Source organism: Rhizobium sp. SU303 (assembly GCF_021052345.1).
In the GTDB taxonomy this organism is placed as follows: domain Bacteria; phylum Pseudomonadota; class Alphaproteobacteria; order Rhizobiales; family Rhizobiaceae; genus Rhizobium; species Rhizobium laguerreae.
The window spans coordinates 647,185-664,266 of the sequence record NZ_CP088096.1 but is presented as its reverse complement, the minus strand read 5'-3'; the positions used below and the strand labels follow the sequence as shown (position 1 = coordinate 664,266).

The following is a 17,082-nucleotide window of genomic DNA, read 5'->3' as shown; positions in this document are numbered from 1 at the left end:
AAAGCGCACCGCCTCTCGCTGCCGATAAAATCAAAAAGACTGCCACGGCTCTTTGAAGAAAAGGGGAACCGAATGGAATGGTTTTATAAATTCCCGCATATGGATGACGACGCCCTTCGCAATCTGAAGAAGGCGATCGATGACGGCTTTCGTACATTTACCCGCAGCTACGGCGACGCGATCGAAAGCCTCTTCTCCCCGCTGCAGCATTTCCTGATCGCCGCCGACCGCTTCATGACGCAGACGCCGTGGCCGATCATTACGGCAATCATCCTTGTCATCGCATGGTTTGCCAGCCGCAGCCTGAAGATCGTCCTCGGCTGTCTCGTCACGCTGCTGCTGATCGGCTATTTCGACATGTGGGACGATACGATGCGGACGGTCTCGATGATCTTCGTCTGTACCGTGCTCTCCATCGCCATCGGCATTCCGATGGGGATATTGATGGCGCGTTCCGACCGGCTGCAGCGCGTTATCAATCCGATCCTCGACGTCATGCAGACCATGCCGAGCTTCGTCTATCTGATCCCTGTCGTCATGCTGCTCGGCATCGGCAAGGTGCCGGGACTGATTGCCGTCGTCATCTACGCCATCCCGCCGATGATAAGGCTGACCGACCTCGGCATCCGCCTGGTCGACAAGGACGTGCTCGAGGCAGCCGATGCGTTCGGAACGTCGAGTTCGCAGAAGCTGTTCAAGGTCCAGTTGCCGCTGGCGCTTCCCACCATCATGGCCGGCATCAACCAGACTATCATGATGGCGCTTGCCATGGTGGTCGTCGCTTCGATGATCGGCGTCCAGGGCCTTGGCCAGCCGGTTCTGAAGGCCATCGCCAACCAGTACTTCACCCTGGGTATTTTCAACGGCCTTGCCATCGTCGGCATTGCCATCATCTTCGACCGGGTCAGCCAGGCGTATGGCAAACGGCTCCAGAAGCATCGGGAGATCGTCCATGGCTGATCAACGTTTCGGCGGCATCAAGATCCGCCACCTCTACAAGATCTTCGGTCCCAATCCTGGCGCTCATGTCGATGCCGTCAAAAAGGGATTGTCGAAGACCGAGCTCAACGAAAAGCACGGCCACGTGCTCGGCCTGAAAGATATCAATGTCGAGATACCCTCGGGCCGCATTCAGGTCATCATGGGTCTTTCGGGTTCGGGCAAGTCGACGCTCATCCGCCACATCAATCGTCTGATCGATCCAACCGCCGGCGAAGTGCTTGTCGACGGCGTCGATGTGGTGAAAATGAACGAGACCGAATTGCGGACGTTTCGCCGGCACCAGACGGCAATGGTGTTTCAGAAGTTTGCGCTTCTGCCGCACCGGAATGTTCTCGACAATACTATCTTCGGCCGCGAGGTGCAGGGCATGGAGCGCTCGAAAGCCGTCGACGTCGCCATGGGCTGGCTGGAACGGGTCGGCCTGAAGGGCTTCGAGAGCAAATATCCCAACCAGCTCTCGGGCGGCATGCAGCAGCGCGTCGGCCTGGCGCGAGCCCTCTCGAACGATGCGCCGGTTCTGCTGATGGACGAGGCCTATTCGGCGCTCGATCCATTGATCCGCACGGATATGCAGACGGTCCTTCTCGACATTCAGAAGGAGATCAAGAAAACCATCGTCTTCATCACCCATGACCTCGACGAAGCCCTTCGGCTGGGCGACCAGATTGCGATCCTGCGCGATGGCGAAGTCATCCAGCAGGGCACCAGCCAGGACATCGTTCTGCGTCCGGCCGACGCCTACATCGCCAACTTCGTCAAGGAGGTCAATCGAGGCCGGGTCATCCAGGTCGATGCCGTCATGACATCCCTGCATTCCGGTGCGGTGCCAGGCGGATTGACGATCGCATCAGGCACGACCGTCGAAGATGCCGTCCGGATCCTGGCATCGGCGGCGCACGACGATGCCCGGGTGGTTTCACCATCCGGGGAATCATTGGGGCTTGTCACCTTCCGCCAGCTCGCGGGCGCGATGGTGAACTCGCAAGAGGTGGCTCCCCGACGCGACAGCGCCCTCTCGGTCGCACTTTGAAGCTCCAAATGCGGCCGTCTTTCCGTTTCGTTGGCGAGGCATATCGCCATCTCCCGAACTGGGAGGTCGGCCGCCTGACGCCCCGGGGATCACCATGTCAAACTCCGATCGGCTTGCGCGGGCGCAGACCTTGAAGATGCTGGGTGTCGCATGGCGTCACCCGATGCCTTCCATGAGGGCGGACGAGCCGCATTGGAGCTGCGATGGCCGGGCAGAAGATGAGAATGCCGATCGACGAGCTCCGCCAACTGGCGCTCGAAGCCTGCCTCGCCTGCGGCGGCAGCCCGGCCATGGCGAAGGCGCTCGTCGATGCAACGCTGTCGGCCGCCTGCTTCGGGCGCACTGAGCTCGGTTTTCCGCATTTCGTCGATTATCTCACCAGCCTGCGCGACGGGCGGATCAACGGAGACGCCAAGCCCCGCTTCAACCATGTGCTGCCGGCCCTGATCCAGGCCGACGCGGACGGCGGCATAGCGCAGCTCGGGTTTGACCTCATTTACGACGACTTCACGACACGCGTAAAAACCTTCGGAATATCCGTCCTCACGCAAAGAAACAGCTATACCGCCGGGGAATTGGGATACTACGTCCGGCGTCTCGCTCAGGACGGGTTGATATCCATCGCCGCCGCCAACGGACCGGCCTTGATGGCCGCCGCCGAGGGCGGGGAGCGCGTCTACTGCACCAATCCGCTCGCTTTCGGCGTGCCTCTGCCGGAACCCTTGCCGCCCCTCGTCATCGACCAGGCGACGAGTGCGACGGCCTTCGTAACTCTTGCCGAGGCGGCAAAGGAACAGTCACCGATCGCTCACGGCATTGCCATCGACGAGACCGGCGCAATCACCACCGATCCGGTCAAGGCGATGCTCGGCGCTCTCCTGCCCTTCGGCGGCTATAAGGGCGCCAATATCGCCCTTATCGTCGAGATGCTGTCCGCGGGTCTTTCGGGGGCCGCGTGGTCGCTCGATGCGGGCCACTTTCTGTCGGGCGAGCACCCGGTGAATGCAGGAATGACCGTGATCGCGCTCTTCCCCGCGGCCGTGGATGCAGGTTTCCCGGAGCGCGCCAAGGCCCAATTGGAACGGCTGCGTTCCAAGGGAGTCCGTATCCCCGGGGACAGAGCGAAGCCCGCAAGCGTCGTGGAAACCGATAATCTCGACGTCGACATCGGCGTGTTGGAAACGATCCGTCGCTTGTGCCTTCAGTGAGAAAATCATTGCTCAGCTCAAAGAACCGAATGCATCGCGCGGCGGCATCATGCCGGCGTGTCCCATCGTTCGTGCCCAATGAGAAACTAAAGATCTCTATCCACTTCGCACAGTTCATTGCGTGGAACAGGCGGCTTCGGCGGCGCTGGTTCATATACATTTTGCGCAAGATCAGTCCAGACTGCGTCACGAAAAGCCGGTTGACCGACAATATCGGGACCCGACAATTGCTCCATAGCTAAGGAACAGTAAGATGAAAGCCGACCAAGACCATGATGGTTTGCGGTCCCAAAGCCAAGCCCGTCCATCCCATCACCCCCAACAGGATGGAAGGGATCGTACATACGCACTCCATCCCGTGCGTATGCCTGCGTGCCTGTCGCCTGCCGAAGGCCCTCTTTAAGCGGTCCACTAAGAACCTTCGGCAGGCGACTGCGCGGCTCTCGAATGGGGCGTTCTCCATAGACTTCAGATGATGTGCATCCGGCAAGATCGCCGCGGGTAAATCTGTGGCGTGGCGGATACAGCTGTAGAATCATTCCTTTAGCGTAATCGTTTTATCAGCGGGTTGTCACCATAACCGGCAGCCTGACGTCTTGCCTATTCCGGCGGGTTCTGTCAGCTCCTGTCGTCTGGGCGACAAATCTGCGCTGGATGGGAACGATCGATAATGCATTCAACGGGTTGGTCTTTTTGACGCCTGCCACGCCCGCATTCGGACTGCATCGGCTGCCTAAAGCCGCTGGTGTCGATGCCGATGCCGCGCGGAAATCCACCGGCTCGGCGGCAAGCCGCTTCACTATAAATTATAATCATCTAATATACAGGCATGCTCCGCTCATCCAGACCGTCTGCTGGTCCTGATGAAGCCCTGCAGCGGAGGATGCATGACGACTGACAAGACTGGCAGAGGTAGGTGCACCAATCCGACACCCGCGCGCATCGCGCATCAGGCTGGCATCTCAGAGCGGTCAAGAAGGGCATGTCGAAACAGCCACACCGAACAACGGGAGCAGCATGACTGAAAATAGCCCTCCCCCATTTTCGTTTCGATTTAGTGGTTCGTCCTTCGACAACATGGTCGAAACGCTGGGCGGCGCTTTTGGCGCATTTGATGCCGAGCCCGTCGGCCGCGCCAAGGACTTCCATTGGGGGCTGGATTTCTCCGTCTGTGACAAGGCCGTCCTGCTCACGGGCTATCATGAGGCGGAGTTTCAGTTCAATATCGAGCCGACCGTCGATACGTCGGAGTATCTGTCGATTGTCGTGCCGCGCAGCGGCGGCATGGGCGTCACCTATGGATCCCGCATCGCCGAGGCCGGGCAAGGAAAACTGCTTCTTTATAACAATTTCGAGCCCGACAGCGTCATCATGCATGGGCAATCGAACGTCATCGACGAGTTGCTGATCAATTGGCCCGTCATTCTGCAGACGATCGGCCAGACATTCGAGATGCCGTTCAGCGGCTCTCTCGACCTGCTGCCCGAACTGGATCTGTCGAAGCCGGAAGGCCGGCTGATCGGCAACCTCACGGAAATGATCATCTCGGGCATGCGCGACGACGGCCCCTTGCTGCAGTCGCCGATCGCCATGGCGCATATGACGCAGGCGCTGGCCGATCTGGTCGTGCGCCTTGTGCCGCACCGGCTATCGCATTTCCTGGAGAATGGCCCCGCCCTGATCGCGCCCCGGCATGTCCGCAGAGCGATCGAATTCATGCACGCCAATATCGATCAACCGATCACCATGACGAAGGTGGCCGAAGCGGCCGGCGTCTCCAGCCGGGCGCTCGAAACCGGTTTTCGTGCATTCAGGGGAACCTCTCCCGCCGCCTATCTGCTGACGCTTCGGCTGCGCGCCGCGCGCCAGGATCTGCTCGATCCCGAGAGCAAGGAGACCATGAAGGCCATCTGCCTCAAATGGGGCTTCTTTCATTTCGGCCGGTTTTCCGCAGTCTATAAGACCACATACGGAGAATACCCCTCCGACACCAGGAAACGCGTGATCCGTCGATAACAGCCGCGACTTGCGGTGAAGAGGCAGTTGTCCCCGACACTGACGAAGGATGTTTACGCCTCGTCCGGCGGCGGCAACGTGTAATGCACTCTCATTGTCCTTAGATCCCGCTTCACGATCTGCAGCACCCCTTCGCGTTCCGCCAGGTCGCTGAGTTCCCTGAGCACGAGAGAATGCGCAATCCCCAGCAGGCGCGCAAAGGCGCGGCTGTCACGCGCAATCCCCAGTTCCGCGGCGACCAGGAGACCGGCCTGTATGGATGTCAGCCTGATATCCCTGCCTTGCGCCGCGGCGACGAGGGCAAGAAAACGATCGGCGTCGGAGGCCTCTTCGCTCACGCGGTTTTTCGCCGGCGGAAGGAAACCATGATGGATTTCGAAGTGGGCGTATCGCTTTCCGTACCTGCGCTGCCGAGCGGCACGAGCACGTTCAGTTCGGGATAATAACCCGCGATGCTTCCTCGCGGAATGTCGTAGGGCACGAAGCGGAAATTCTCAGCGATGCGCTCGATACCGTCATCATGCTCACCGACCACGTCGATCCGGTCACCGGCCTCGGCATTCATCGCCTCCAGGTCGGCTGGATGAATGAAGATGACCTGCCGCTCCCCGTAGACGCCGCGGTATCGGTCATCGAGACCGTAGACCGTCGTATTGTATTGATCGTGCGACCGGAACGTCTGCAGGGCGAAACGCCCCTCACCCTTTCGCGCCCGCTGATGCACCGTCTCCTCCGGAAGCGCTTCGCAAGAAAATGATGCCTTGCCTGCCGGCGTATCCCACTCCCTGTGGGCGGCGGGGTTGCGCAGGTGGAAACCGCGCGGCTTGCGCAGGCGCGCATTGTAGTTTTCGAAGCCTGGGATGGTCGCCTCGATATGATCGCGGATGCGGTCGTGGTCGCCGGCAAGCTCTGCCCAGTTGACCACGGCGGAGCCGACCGTCGCCTGTGCAATGCCGGCAATGATGGCGACTTCCGAGAGGAGGTGCGGCGAGGCCGGGCGATTGATGCCGGCGGAACCATGCACCATGCTCATCGAATCCTCGACGCTTATGAGCTGTGAGTTGCCCGCCGCGTTCAGATCCATCTCGGTGCGCCCGAGGCACGGCAGGATGAAGGCCGTCTCGCCGGGCATGAGATGCGAATGATTGGGCTTGGTGGCGATATGCACTGTCAGCTTCAGCCGCCGCAGCGCCTTTTCGACGAGTGCGCTGTCGGGCGTGGCGCGGGCGAAATTGCCGCCAAGCCCGATGAAGGCCTCAGCCGAGCCGTCGAGCATTGCTCCGATCGCGGCAAGGACATTGTGGCCATGTTCGCGGGGAACGGTGAAGCGGAAGTGCTTCTCCAGCGTATCGAGGAAATCATCCGATGGCTTTTCGTTGATGCCGACGGTGCGGTCGCCCTGCACGTTGGAATGGCCGCGAACCGGGCAAAGGCCGGCGCCCGGCCGGCCGATATTGCCACGCAGGAACATGAAGTTGGCGATCTCGCGGATCGTCGCCACGGAATGCAGATGCTGGGTCACACCCATCGCCCAGGTGCAGATGACCCGCTCAGCGTTGATATAGACATCGGCCGCCCGTTCGATCTCCTGCCGGCTCAGTCCCGATTGGTCCTCGATCTCGGCCCAGCTGGTCGCCTCGACCGCTGCCCGGTATTCTGCAAAACCCGCACAGTGTTCGGCGAGAAATGCGTGATCGAGAACGGAGGGCAGACCGGCGGCGAACGCTGCGTCTTCCGCAGCCAGAACGGCCTTTGCCATCCCGCGCACCGCGGCCATGTCGCCGCCGAGCTGCGGCTGCAGATAGAGGCTGGCGATATCGGTCGAACCGCCGCGCAGCATCTCGACCTTGTCCTGTGGGTCGGAGAAGCGCTCCAGGCCGCGTTCGCGGATGGGATTGAAGACGACGACGCGTGCGCCGCGGATCGCCGCCCGGCGCAAGTCGCCGAGCATCCTCGGATGGTTGGTGCCCGGGTTCTGCCCGATCACGAAGATCGCGTCGGCCTCTTCGAAATCCTCCAGCAGGACGGTACCCTTGCCCACACCGACCGCCTGACGCATGGCAATGCCGCTCGCCTCGTGGCACATGTTGGAGCAGTCGGGAAAATTGTTGGTGCCGTAGACGCGCACGAACAGCTGGTACAGGAAGGCGGCCTCGTTGCTCGCCCGGCCCGACGTGTAGAATTCCGCCCGGTTGGGATTATCGAAGCCCGTCAGAATCTTGCCGATCTCGGCAAAGGCATCCTCCCACGCGACCGGCAGGTAACGGTCGCTCGCCGCATCGTAGCGCATCGGATGCGTGAGGCGGCCATTGAGTTCCAGTTCATAATCCGTCAACTGGCGAAGCTGCGATACCGTTTTTTCCGCGAAGAAGGCGGGCGTTGCCCGTTTCTCCGTCGCCTCCCAGGCGACGGCCTTCACGCCGTTCTCGCAGAACTCGAACGACGATCCGTGCTCCGGGTCGCCCCAGGCGCAGCCCGGGCAATCGAATCCATCCGGCTGGTTCGCCTTCAGCATCGTCCGCACCCCTGAAATGGGCATGCCGCTTTGCAGCAACTGCTTGCCGCAGCTCTTCAAAGCGCCCCAGCCGCCGGCTGCCGCCGATTTTTTACCAATGAATTTTGTGTCCATGCGCCCTTATTGTCGAAGCGGGGAAAACATCAAGGGCGCACGAGTGATGGCTCGATAGGAAAAACCTATCAAGAATCTAGCCTACGTCCTTCATGGCATGCCGTTCTTCAGGCGAATGTGCCAGGATGCGATTGCGGCCTTGCGTCTTGGCGTCGTAGAGCGCGGCATCGGCCTCGGTCAGAAGGCGGCTCGGGTCGATCCTCAGGGTGGCTCCCGTCGCGCAGGATATGCCGATGCTGGCCGTCACCCGGCCGAATTCGCTGCCGGAATGAACGATATTCTCCTGGCTTAGGAGACGCGCGAATTGCTCGGCAACGATTATCGCCCCTTTCGCACTGGTAGCGGGGAGCAGAACCACGAATTCCTCTCCGCCGTAGCGTGCGACGATATCTGCCGGGCGGCTTACGGACTGGCGCAGACACTTGCTGACGACACGCAGGCATTGGTCTCCGGCGGGGTGACCATAGGTGTCGTTATAGGCCTTGAAGCGGTCGATATCGACCATCAGAAGGCTGAACGACGTGTTTTTCCTGGCGCTGCCTGCGGTCTCGCGTGCGAAAGCTTCGTCGAAAGCCCGGCGATTGACGATGCCGGTGAGCCCATCGGTCTCGGCGAGATTCCTCAGTTGCTCCGCCGACAACCTGAGGGCGATTTCCGCCTGCTTGGTCGCCGTGATGTCGGAGACAACGGCCATCGCTGTGCCGTCTTCCGCTAACCTTGTCCGGATGCTGCGCCAGTCGCCGTTGTGAAGCTGAACCTCTTCGTCCTTGTTGCTGTGCAACGTAGCACTGACGGACCTGATCCACTCTTCGCGGTCAACGTCCGGGATACCCGTGCGCTCGCCGGTTTCGGCAACGCGGCGAAGGATGTCGCTGATATGAGCGCCAACCACGCGGGCGTCTCCGGATAGCGGAAAGGCGGCGCGATACTGGTCGTTGCAAAAAACCAGAAAACCCTTGCTGTCGTACATGGCGATGCCATCGGACATGCCGGCCATCGCATGTGACAGCAGGTTCTTGCTCTTGCGCAATTCCCGCTCCAGGGCAGTCCGTTCCGTCACGTCACGCGTGACGCCGGCAAGGCCGATCACCCGTCCCTGCTTATCCTTCAGCGGCACCTTGGAGGCGAGCAGGTATCTGTCTTCGATACGCTCGACGGAGTCGATCAGGGGCACCCCGGTATCCATGACCTGCTGTTCGAGATAATAAAATTCTTCAGCGCGGGGCCGCGATATAAGATTGAAATCCGACAATCCGGTCATCTCCGCCGTGGTTCTGAAACGAAAAAGGCGGCTCATATTTTCATTGACGGTGATGAACCGGCTGTTTCTGTCCTTCACGTAGAGATAGTCGGGCGACTGCGAAAACGCGGTCACCAAGATGCTCCGCTCCAGCTCCCATTGCTGCGTCTTCAACAGAACGAAACCACACAGCGCCGTCGCCAGGCAGTTTAATACCGTCATCGGCAGACCGATGATGGCCAATACGCGGGCGTGCACCAGTGTGGGAAGCACCGCCATCAATACGATAAGTGCAAAGCCGAGCGCGAGGCTCAGCAGCGCAACGTCCATGAGCTCGGCAGATCTCTTCCGGATCCAGACATTTGCAGCCAGGCCAATCCCGGTTGCGACAGCAATTGCGATCAGGCCATCGATCATGGCCGTGCCGCCGACAGCAAAGCGGAAGGCCATTGCCAGCGACGCGGCAAAAGCCGCTGCGATCGGTCCGCCAAACATGCCCGCCAAAGCAAGCGGCGAAAAGCGCATGTCGATATAGATGCCGGGATTGACTTCGACGGCCAGCAATATGGACCCGATGGAGGCACCGCCGGCTATGAGTCCGAAGGCGATTTTTTCCTGTATAACCGAACGACTCTGAAATTGGATCGAGAAATGCGCCCAGAGCGAAATCGCCAGGCACACGAATGACAGGTTGCCACCGAATTGCGTCCAGATGCCATTCACCGCGTTGGATCCACCTTCCAATACATCTACCGACCCAATCATAGGGCAACACTGGTTTGAGCTTCGTTAAGCTGCAGACCCGTCAGCCTATATTCGTCAGCAGTTGCGTCTCCAGGCTGGTGGCCAGCAACGCGACGACAGGAAAGCGGGCGTCCGCCGCGACGGTGAGGTATGGGCAGAGAGGCCCGCTGCCAGGTTTACGACATCAGAAGTGGGCGAAACCGGAATTGAAAGGTCATGCCCGAGGGGCGGCAGGAGACATAATGTCCGCTACGCCCTGGAGTTCAACGGCTAGCAGCCGATGCATAAGGCATATTTAACAACGGCATCCTCTGCGTCGGGACACCTGGCCCAATGAAACAATATAGCGTTATCAGGATACGTCTGCGCGATCGGGCCATTCGTTGCGAGTAGCCATCCCGTGCCATCGGCAGCCGCGGTTGCCGATGGCATCGTCCGCCACTTCTCTTCTACTTGCAGATCGCCGCCGCCAAGAAGCCGCGCATCGCCTCGCCATAAGGCGGCCGCATCATGTATTCCGCTTCCACCATCCTGCTCTGGTGGTAAACGGCGCGCGGATGTGAGAAGGCGAGGAAGCCGAATTTGCCGTGATAGGCACCCATGCCCGAATGGCCGACGCCGCCGAAGGGCAGGCCTTCCGCCGTGACGTGGCTCATGCAGTCGTTGACCGTCACCCCGCCGGAGGTCGTATTGTCGAGGACGCGGGCCTCCTCCTGCTGATCCTGGCTGAAGTAATAGAGAGCGAGCGGGCGCGGCTTGGCATTGATGCGATCGATGACGTCGGCGATATCGCGATAGGGAAGGACCGGCAGTACGGGTCCGAAGATTTCCTCCTGCAGAACGCGCATGTCTTCCGTGGGATCGAGGATCAGGGTCGGAGGCATGCGGTGCGCCGATTGCTGGGAGAAATTCTCTGCCGCCGGATTGATCTCGACCATCCTCGCGCCCTTGGCCCTGGCATCGTCGATCAGGCCCTGGATGCGGGCGAGATGGCGGGCATTGACGATCGAGGTGTAATCAGGATTTTCCTTCAGCGCCGGATACATCGCGCCGACCGCCGCGACCGCGTGTTCGGCAAAGGCCTCGACGCTTTCCTCGGGCACATAGACATGATCCGGCGCCAGGCAGATCTGGCCGGCGTTCAGCGTCTTGACGGTCATGACGCGGCGCGCCGCGTCGGCGAGGTCGGCCGAGCGGCCGACGACGACGGGCGACTTGCCGCCGAGCTCAAGCGTCAGCGGCGTCAGGTTTTCCGCCGCCGCGCGCATGACGTGATGGGCGATCGCGGTTCCGCCGGTGAAGATCAGATGGTCGAAGGCAAGTGATGTAAAGGCAGTGCCCGTCGCCGGTCCGCCCTGAACGACTGATATTTCCGTTTCGTCGAAGGCGCCGGCGATGAGTTCCGCCATCAAGGCGGCCGAGGCCGGCGTTACCTCCGACGGCTTGATCATGGCGCGGTTGCCGGCGGCGAGAATGCCGGCAAGCGGTGCAAGGGCGAGCTGATAAGGGAAATTCCACGGGCTGAGGATTCCGACAACCCCTTTCGGCTGATAGACCACTTCGGCCACTGCGTCCGGGAACAATGCCTCGTGCTGCTCGGGCTTCAGCCATTCGGCCAGATGGGCCTTGGCATATTTGAGCGAACCGACGCAGGTAAAGACATCGAGAAGCAGGCTCGCCTCGACGCTGCGGCTGCCGAAATCCTCCGACAGGGCAGCGGCAATCGCATCCTTATGGTCGACGAGAAGGGCAATGACGCGGTCGATGCGATCGATGCGGGTGTCGATGCCCGGCGGGCCTTCCCTCAGGAAAGACGCCCTTTGCCGGTCAAGCAGCGCCTTCATGACATCGGCATTGGTATCAGGGGCGATTGGGGTGACGGTGTTCATTGATTCCTCCCTTGAACGGTGTCAGACGGCCGGCTGGCGCACGACCGGTTTCAGCACGATGCCCTTTTCCGAATCCTCCACGGCCTGGTTGATGTCGGCGAAATCATAGAAGGTGATGAGCCTGTCGAACGGGAAGCGGCCCTGCCGATGCAGGTCGATCAGCAACGGGATCAGCACGTCGGGATTGGAATCGCCCTCGACGATGCCGCGGACCCGGCGCCCGCCGGACAGGATATGGGTGAGGTCGAGCGTCAGCGTCGCGCCATGGGGCGAGGCCCCGACGATGCCGCAGGTGCCGCGCGGCGCCAGCACCCGCACGCACTGGTCGATGACGGCGGGCACGCCGGAGGCATCGATCGAATAATCGACGCCGGCGCCGGTCAGCGCCATGATCGCGGCAACCGCGTCGCTCGCCTTGCCGTTGACGATGTCGGTCGCACCGAGTTCCGCTGCAAGTGCCAGCCGCGTCTCGTTGACGTCGACGGCGATGATCCGTGACGCGCCGACGATCCGCGCCGCCATCACGGCGGCAAGACCGACGGAGCCCATGCCGAAAACCGCGAGCACTTTTCCCGGCTCGACCTTCAGCGCGTTCATGACGGCGCCGGCGCCGGTCTGGATGCCGCAAGCGAGCGGCCCGAGCAGCGCCAGATCCGCATCCTCAGGCACTTTCACGATATTGCGCTCATGGCACAGCGCGTGGCTGGCAAAGGAGGATTGGCCGAAAATATTGCCGTGAACCCGCTCTCCCTCGCATGAGAGCCCGCTCGAACCATCGGCGCGCGCACCGAAGAAGTTGCGCGGGAAGAATTCGTGGCAATAGGTCTCCTCGTGATCGTTGCAGCTCGGGCAATGACCGCAGGAATTGAAGGTCATGACCACATGATCGCCGGGCTTGACCTTGGCAACGCCCGGCCCGACACGCTCGACGATGCCGGCGCCTTCATGGCCGAGCACGACCGGCTGCGGCACCGGCAGATGCTGGTCACGCATGACGATATCGGTGTGGCAAACCCCTGTTGCCACGACGCGAACCAGGATTTCACCCTCGCGCGGCTCCTCCAGATCGAGCCTTTCCAGCGAAAACGGCATATGGGGCGCACGCGCCACCGCAGCATGGATTTTCATTGCTTTCCTCCTCCCGATGATCGGCTCGTCAACGGCTATCAGCGGCCGCGCTTATAGGCGCCGAGCCCCGGCTGATAGGTCTTGTCGTCGAGGAACTGCTTCAGCCCCTCGTCGCGCCCCTTGGTCTTGTCGAGAAACAGCATCTGCTCCAGCTTGGCGTAGATGTAATCGTCGGCGAGATCCCATGGCAGGTTGCGCACGCGCTTGTAGGTGTCCTTGGCGGCCTTCAGCGTCACCGGGTTCTTTTCGAGCAGGCTGGCGCAGATCTTGCGGACCCGGATTTCAAGCTCCGCCAGCGGCACCGCCTCGTTGACGAGACCCATTTCGGCGGCCTTGCGCCCGCCGAACAACTCGCCGGTCATGATGTAATAGAGAGCGTCGCGATGGCGCATCACTTCGGCGACTGCGCGGGTGACGTTGCCGCCCGGCAGAATGCCCCAGTTGATCTCGGAAAGGCCGAAATTCGCCTCCTCGGCGGCGATGGCAAGATCGCAGGAAACGAGCGGCGTGAAGGCGCCGCCGAAGCACCAGCCGTTGACCATGGCGATCGTCGGCTTTTCGAAATACATCAGCCGGCCCCACCAGTTGCCGGACTGGCGCCGCGCCTTCAGCGTGACGTCACGCGGCTTGTCGTCATTGTCGCGGAAATATTCCTTCAGATCCATACCGGCCGACCAGGATTCGCCGGCGCCGCGCAGGACGAGGACGCCGCAGCGCTCATCGCCCTCGAGCTCGTCGAGCACCTCGAGCATCCGCGCATTCAGGGCCGGGTTCATCGCATTGCGCTTCTCCGGGCGATTGAGGGTCACGAAGGCGATGCCGTTGTCCAATTCGACCAGAACCGGCGATTGCATATCGGTCATGAGATTACTCCATGGGTTTCGGCGTGAATGCCGGGGCCGCTTCACAGGGCCTGTCGTTGAAGGGTTTCATCTGAATGGAACTGGCGCAGGACATGTTTCTGCACCTTGCCGGAGGCGGTGCGGGGAATGGCCTCGATGAAGAGGATGCGGGCCGGACGCTTGAAGGCGGCGAGCCTTGCCGCGCAATAGCCGGCGATCTCATCGCCCGTTGCCACGGCACCCGGCCGCAGCACGACATAAGCGACACCGCATTCGCCCCAGCGGATATCGGGAATGCCGACGACCGCGGCGTCGAGGATATCGGGATGACTTGCGAGTGCTGCTTCGACCTCGGCGGGATAAACATTCTCACCGCCGCTGATGTACATGTCCTTCAGCCGGTCGACGATGCGATAGAAGCCGTTCGCTTCGCGTCGGCCGAGATCGCCGGTGCGGTACCAGCCGTCGGTGAAGGCGGCAGCGGTTTCCTGAGGCTTGTTCCAGTAGCCCGGCGTCACGGCCGGCCCACGCAGCCAGAGTTCACCGATCTCGCCTTCATCAACCTCGCGGCCGTCCTCGCCGACGATGCGAATGTCGAGCAAGGGTGCCGGAAGACCGACGCTGCCGGGATTGTCCTGCACGGCGCGCCGATCGATCGGCACGTGCAGCACCGTTCCGGCCTCGCTCATGCCATAACCGTTGACCAGCGCAACGCCGTCGTCGAGATAGCTTTCGATCAGCGCCTGCGTCAGCGGCGCGCCGCCGACAAAGAGCGCATGCAGGCCGGCGAGCGCCGCGGCGCTATAGGCGGGGTCGTTGCGCAAGGCGAGCGCGATCTGCGGCACGGCAAAATAATGGGTGATGGCACGCTGCCGGTCGGCAAGGGCTGCGAGTGTGCGCGCCGGCGTGAAGCGATCGGAGACGACGAGCGTGCCGCCCAGCATCAATGTGGTTCGCGCCACCGCGATCAGGCCGATCGTGTGGAAGAACGGCAGATCGCACAGGGCGACGGATTTTGGCCCGATCTCTCCGACGACGGAAAAATTGATCGCGGCGAAGAAGGCGTTGCGGCGGGTGATGACGACACCTTTCGGCTGTCCCGTCGTGCCCGAGGTGTAGAGAAGGACGCAGGGTCCGTCGGCATCGACGGGCAGCGGAGCGGCCGGAAGGCTCGCCTCGATACGCGCGGCGAGCCCGGCCGGGCCGTCGGCCGTCGATATCACCGCCATCTCGGGATCGACGCTCGCAAGGCTGGCGACGGTTGCCGCGAACTCCTCGTCGTGAACGAGCAGAACCGGCGCGCAATCGGCAAGGATCGGCCGAAGCTCGGCGGCGTTGAGGCGCCAGTTGAGCGGCACGTAGATGGCGCCGGCACGCTGGCAGGCGAAGGCAAGCACGATCGAATCTACGGAATTGCGCGCCAGCATGGCGACACGCGCCCCGTCGCGGCGCGCTCCGAGCACATCGCTCAGGAGGCCGCCGCAGCGGGCGATCCGCGCATCGAGGTCGGCATAAGTAAGTTGCTGGCCGGTAGCGATTTCAAACAGAGCCACACGGTCCGGTGCGACGCGGGCGCGGTAAAGGATCGGATCATCCGTCACCAGTCCGCAATCCGCCGACGAAGCCATCCCGGAAATGGAATGCGCCATTTTCTCCTCCCATGCCCGCCACTCCTCCGCGGCAGGCATCAAATTTGTATGCAACACATACTAATATCTTTTCCCGGCAGGATGCAAGAGGCTGTTTAAGGTTTACCGACCTCCTTAGAGGTCGCGATGTCTGGAACTCCTTCTTGATGCGGAAGAGCCGCTCCTCGCCAAAAACACTGCCTGTGTTAAGTCTTTCAATTGCCGTTTGACGCTGCTTCAATGCAACCGTCTAACTATGAGCACGAGAGTGTTTTCTCGATCAGTTGCGGGGGTACAATGCTGAAAACATTCTCGTTACAGGGTAGGCTTGGTCGTCTTCGCTATTTCCTGTTTAGCGTGGCAGTCATCGCTATCGCGGCGGCCGCGGTTTTCGTGCTCACTCGCCTACTGACGCTGGTCGGAACTCGGCAGGCGTTTTCAATAGTTCAGGGGTTAATCGCCCTAACCTATGTGCTGGCTATCATCGCCAGCCTCTGCCTGATGGTGAGACGACTGCATGACTTCGATCAGAGTGGCTGGTGGACCGCTTCAGTCTTAGTGCTTCACTTGGTCTACGGCCATTACGAGGCGGTTGGCTCCCTGACCGCGACAATTCTCATGGGCATCTTTCTGCTGGCGGTCCATCTTGCAATCATCCTCACTCCTGGCTCGAAGAATCCTAACAGGTTTGGCGAAGTGCCCGGCTCCGCCGGAGCGCCCGCTTAGATTTACTCGGCGGATAATGGCCGCCGCGAGCAACCCCAGCGTTGCGGAGATCAAGCGGCCGCATTGCTACCCGGTTCCGAAGATTTGGGATGTGGCGCAGGTAACCGGCAGCGATTTCTTTAGCCGAAAGACTCGGCGGGTGGGCGTATCGGCGTGTGCTGCGCTCCTCCCGACGGATATCATCGAGGGCATCGAAGATGTCGCAGCCGTTCTCGAAGCGTATTGAAGCGCGGTTGCCGTTGCACTTCGGGCATTAAACCCGCTCCGCCACCGGTTCTTTGCCCAGGTACTCATCGCAGGCGAAATCGTTGGCGAAGTCCGAAGTGAATTTTCGTCCGCACGGTACGAACGGGATAAGCCTTCTACGGATATTGACTAACCCGCTGATTTTGATGGTTATGGCGCCTGGACGAGGCGAGAACGAACGATGGCGATAAAATCACCGCAGGACGATTTCGAGGGCGAAGATGCGCCCGTGACACCGGGCCTCGACGTCGGCCGGCTTGGGGACCTGCTGGGATTTCATCTGCGCATGGCCCATGTCGCTGTTTATCGCGACTTCGCCGAAACCGTGGAGGAACTGGCGCTGACGCAGAAGCAGCTGGCGGTGATGGAACTCGTCGCCGGCAATCCGGGCGCATCGCAGATCGACCTTGCCAATACGCTCGGCACGGACCGGGCGACGATGATGGCCCTCGTCAACCGACTGGCAGCGCGCGACTTCATCGAACGCCGTCCCTCCGCGGCCGACCGCCGCCGCCAGGAACTTCATCTGACGAAGGCGGGACGCGCAATGCTCGCACGGGCGCGTGAGCTGATCGACAAGCATGAGCAGCGTTTCATCGAGCTCTTTTCGCGCGACGAACTGGAAGCGTTGCTGACGGCGCTGAAGCGGATATACAAGGGGAACTGAAACCCGCCTTCGCTTGGGAAGCAAGCAGCATCCAAGCCTTTAGATTTCTATTGGGTAACCCCCGTGTTATGATCCCCATCCTGGCGT

Annotated in this window: 13 protein-coding genes; 6 read left to right on the top strand and 7 right to left on the bottom strand. The window is 61.3% G+C overall.

The window, feature by feature from the left end:
* Nucleotides 1-72 precede the first annotated feature (72 nt).
* From RlegSU303_RS27730 to RlegSU303_RS27715, 4 genes are all read left to right on the top strand, one after another.
* Nucleotides 73-960, top strand: coding sequence for an ABC transporter permease (locus tag RlegSU303_RS27730; RefSeq protein ID WP_017956864.1), 888 nt, complete (start codon nucleotides 73-75; stop codon nucleotides 958-960).
* The gene (locus RlegSU303_RS27725; RefSeq protein ID WP_131627619.1) at nucleotides 953-2,032 is read left to right on the top strand and encodes a quaternary amine ABC transporter ATP-binding protein; all 1,080 of its coding nucleotides are present in this window, start codon (nucleotides 953-955) and stop codon (nucleotides 2,030-2,032) included. The genes RlegSU303_RS27730 and RlegSU303_RS27725 overlap by 8 nt, the downstream gene beginning before the upstream one ends.
* Nucleotides 2,033-2,235: 203 nt before the next feature.
* Nucleotides 2,236-3,240 (top strand): Ldh family oxidoreductase, encoded by a 1,005-nt coding sequence (locus RlegSU303_RS27720; RefSeq protein WP_131643332.1) that lies wholly within the window; start codon nucleotides 2,236-2,238, stop codon nucleotides 3,238-3,240.
* A gap of 1,017 nt (nucleotides 3,241-4,257) precedes the next feature.
* Nucleotides 4,258-5,256 (top strand): AraC family transcriptional regulator, encoded by a 999-nt coding sequence (locus RlegSU303_RS27715; RefSeq protein WP_131643333.1) that lies wholly within the window; start codon nucleotides 4,258-4,260, stop codon nucleotides 5,254-5,256.
* A gap of 53 nt (nucleotides 5,257-5,309) precedes the next feature.
* Here RlegSU303_RS27715 and RlegSU303_RS27710 read toward each other — a convergent pair whose 3' ends face one another.
* The 7 genes from RlegSU303_RS27710 to RlegSU303_RS27680 all read right to left on the bottom strand — a co-directional run bounded on the left by RlegSU303_RS27710 (nucleotide 5,310) and on the right by RlegSU303_RS27680 (nucleotide 15,377).
* Nucleotides 5,310-5,594: a hypothetical protein gene (locus RlegSU303_RS27710; RefSeq protein WP_131627627.1), complete on the bottom strand. Its 285-nt coding sequence runs from the start codon at nucleotides 5,592-5,594 to the stop codon at nucleotides 5,310-5,312.
* Nucleotides 5,591-7,885, bottom strand: a complete 2,295-nt coding sequence (locus RlegSU303_RS27705) for an FdhF/YdeP family oxidoreductase (protein WP_131719875.1) — start codon at nucleotides 7,883-7,885, stop codon at nucleotides 5,591-5,593. Before RlegSU303_RS27705 ends, RlegSU303_RS27710 begins: the two co-directional genes overlap by 4 nt.
* Before the next feature lie 76 nt (nucleotides 7,886-7,961).
* Nucleotides 7,962-9,890, bottom strand: coding sequence for a diguanylate cyclase (locus RlegSU303_RS27700; protein ID WP_131627631.1), 1,929 nt, complete (start codon nucleotides 9,888-9,890; stop codon nucleotides 7,962-7,964).
* Nucleotides 9,891-10,318: 428 nt separating this feature from the next.
* A complete protein-coding gene (locus tag RlegSU303_RS27695) occupies nucleotides 10,319-11,758 on the bottom strand; it encodes a coniferyl aldehyde dehydrogenase (protein ID WP_131719876.1) in 1,440 nt (479 codons plus the stop codon).
* 21 nt (nucleotides 11,759-11,779) lie between these two features.
* Nucleotides 11,780-12,886: an NAD(P)-dependent alcohol dehydrogenase gene (locus RlegSU303_RS27690; protein WP_231283876.1), complete on the bottom strand. Its 1,107-nt coding sequence runs from the start codon at nucleotides 12,884-12,886 to the stop codon at nucleotides 11,780-11,782.
* 38 nt (nucleotides 12,887-12,924) lie between these two features.
* Nucleotides 12,925-13,749: a p-hydroxycinnamoyl CoA hydratase/lyase gene (locus tag RlegSU303_RS27685; protein ID WP_131719878.1), complete on the bottom strand. Its 825-nt coding sequence runs from the start codon at nucleotides 13,747-13,749 to the stop codon at nucleotides 12,925-12,927.
* A 41-nt stretch (nucleotides 13,750-13,790) separates the two neighbouring features.
* Nucleotides 13,791-15,377 carry an AMP-binding protein gene (locus RlegSU303_RS27680; protein ID WP_131719879.1) on the bottom strand — a complete coding sequence of 529 codons (1,587 nt, stop codon included), beginning with the start codon at nucleotides 15,375-15,377 and terminating at the stop codon, nucleotides 13,791-13,793.
* Nucleotides 15,378-15,653: 276 nt separating this feature from the next.
* On the opposite strand from RlegSU303_RS27680, the gene RlegSU303_RS27675 reads away from it, so the two are divergent.
* Complete coding sequence (locus RlegSU303_RS27675; protein ID WP_131719880.1) at nucleotides 15,654-16,082, top strand: DUF805 domain-containing protein; 429 nt, start codon at nucleotides 15,654-15,656, stop codon at nucleotides 16,080-16,082.
* 427 nt (nucleotides 16,083-16,509) lie between these two features.
* Complete coding sequence (locus RlegSU303_RS27670) at nucleotides 16,510-16,995, top strand: MarR family winged helix-turn-helix transcriptional regulator (RefSeq protein ID WP_131719881.1); 486 nt, start codon at nucleotides 16,510-16,512, stop codon at nucleotides 16,993-16,995.
* Nucleotides 16,996-17,082 lie beyond the last annotated feature (87 nt).

What these genes read in the sequence shown, in the direction of transcription:
- RlegSU303_RS27730 (WP_017956864.1), top strand. Translation starts at nt 73, where the DNA reads ATGGAATGGTTTTATAAATTCCCGCATATGGATGACGACGCCCTTCGC.
- RlegSU303_RS27725 (WP_131627619.1), top strand. Translation starts at nt 953, where the DNA reads ATGGCTGATCAACGTTTCGGCGGCATCAAGATCCGCCACCTCTACAAG.
- RlegSU303_RS27720 (WP_131643332.1), top strand. Translation starts at nt 2,236, where the DNA reads ATGGCCGGGCAGAAGATGAGAATGCCGATCGACGAGCTCCGCCAACTG.
- RlegSU303_RS27715 (WP_131643333.1), top strand. Translation starts at nt 4,258, where the DNA reads ATGACTGAAAATAGCCCTCCCCCATTTTCGTTTCGATTTAGTGGTTCG.
- RlegSU303_RS27705 (WP_131719875.1), bottom strand. Translation starts at nt 7,885, where the DNA reads ATGGACACAAAATTCATTGGTAAAAAATCGGCGGCAGCCGGCGGCTGG.
- RlegSU303_RS27700 (WP_131627631.1), bottom strand. Translation starts at nt 9,890, where the DNA reads ATGATTGGGTCGGTAGATGTATTGGAAGGTGGATCCAACGCGGTGAAT.
- RlegSU303_RS27695 (WP_131719876.1), bottom strand. Translation starts at nt 11,758, where the DNA reads ATGAACACCGTCACCCCAATCGCCCCTGATACCAATGCCGATGTCATG.
- RlegSU303_RS27690 (WP_231283876.1), bottom strand. Translation starts at nt 12,886, where the DNA reads ATGAAAATCCATGCTGCGGTGGCGCGTGCGCCCCATATGCCGTTTTCG.
- RlegSU303_RS27685 (WP_131719878.1), bottom strand. Translation starts at nt 13,749, where the DNA reads ATGACCGATATGCAATCGCCGGTTCTGGTCGAATTGGACAACGGCATC.
- RlegSU303_RS27680 (WP_131719879.1), bottom strand. Translation starts at nt 15,377, where the DNA reads ATGGCGCATTCCATTTCCGGGATGGCTTCGTCGGCGGATTGCGGACTG.
- RlegSU303_RS27675 (WP_131719880.1), top strand. Translation starts at nt 15,654, where the DNA reads ATGCTGAAAACATTCTCGTTACAGGGTAGGCTTGGTCGTCTTCGCTAT.
- RlegSU303_RS27670 (WP_131719881.1), top strand. Translation starts at nt 16,510, where the DNA reads ATGGCGATAAAATCACCGCAGGACGATTTCGAGGGCGAAGATGCGCCC.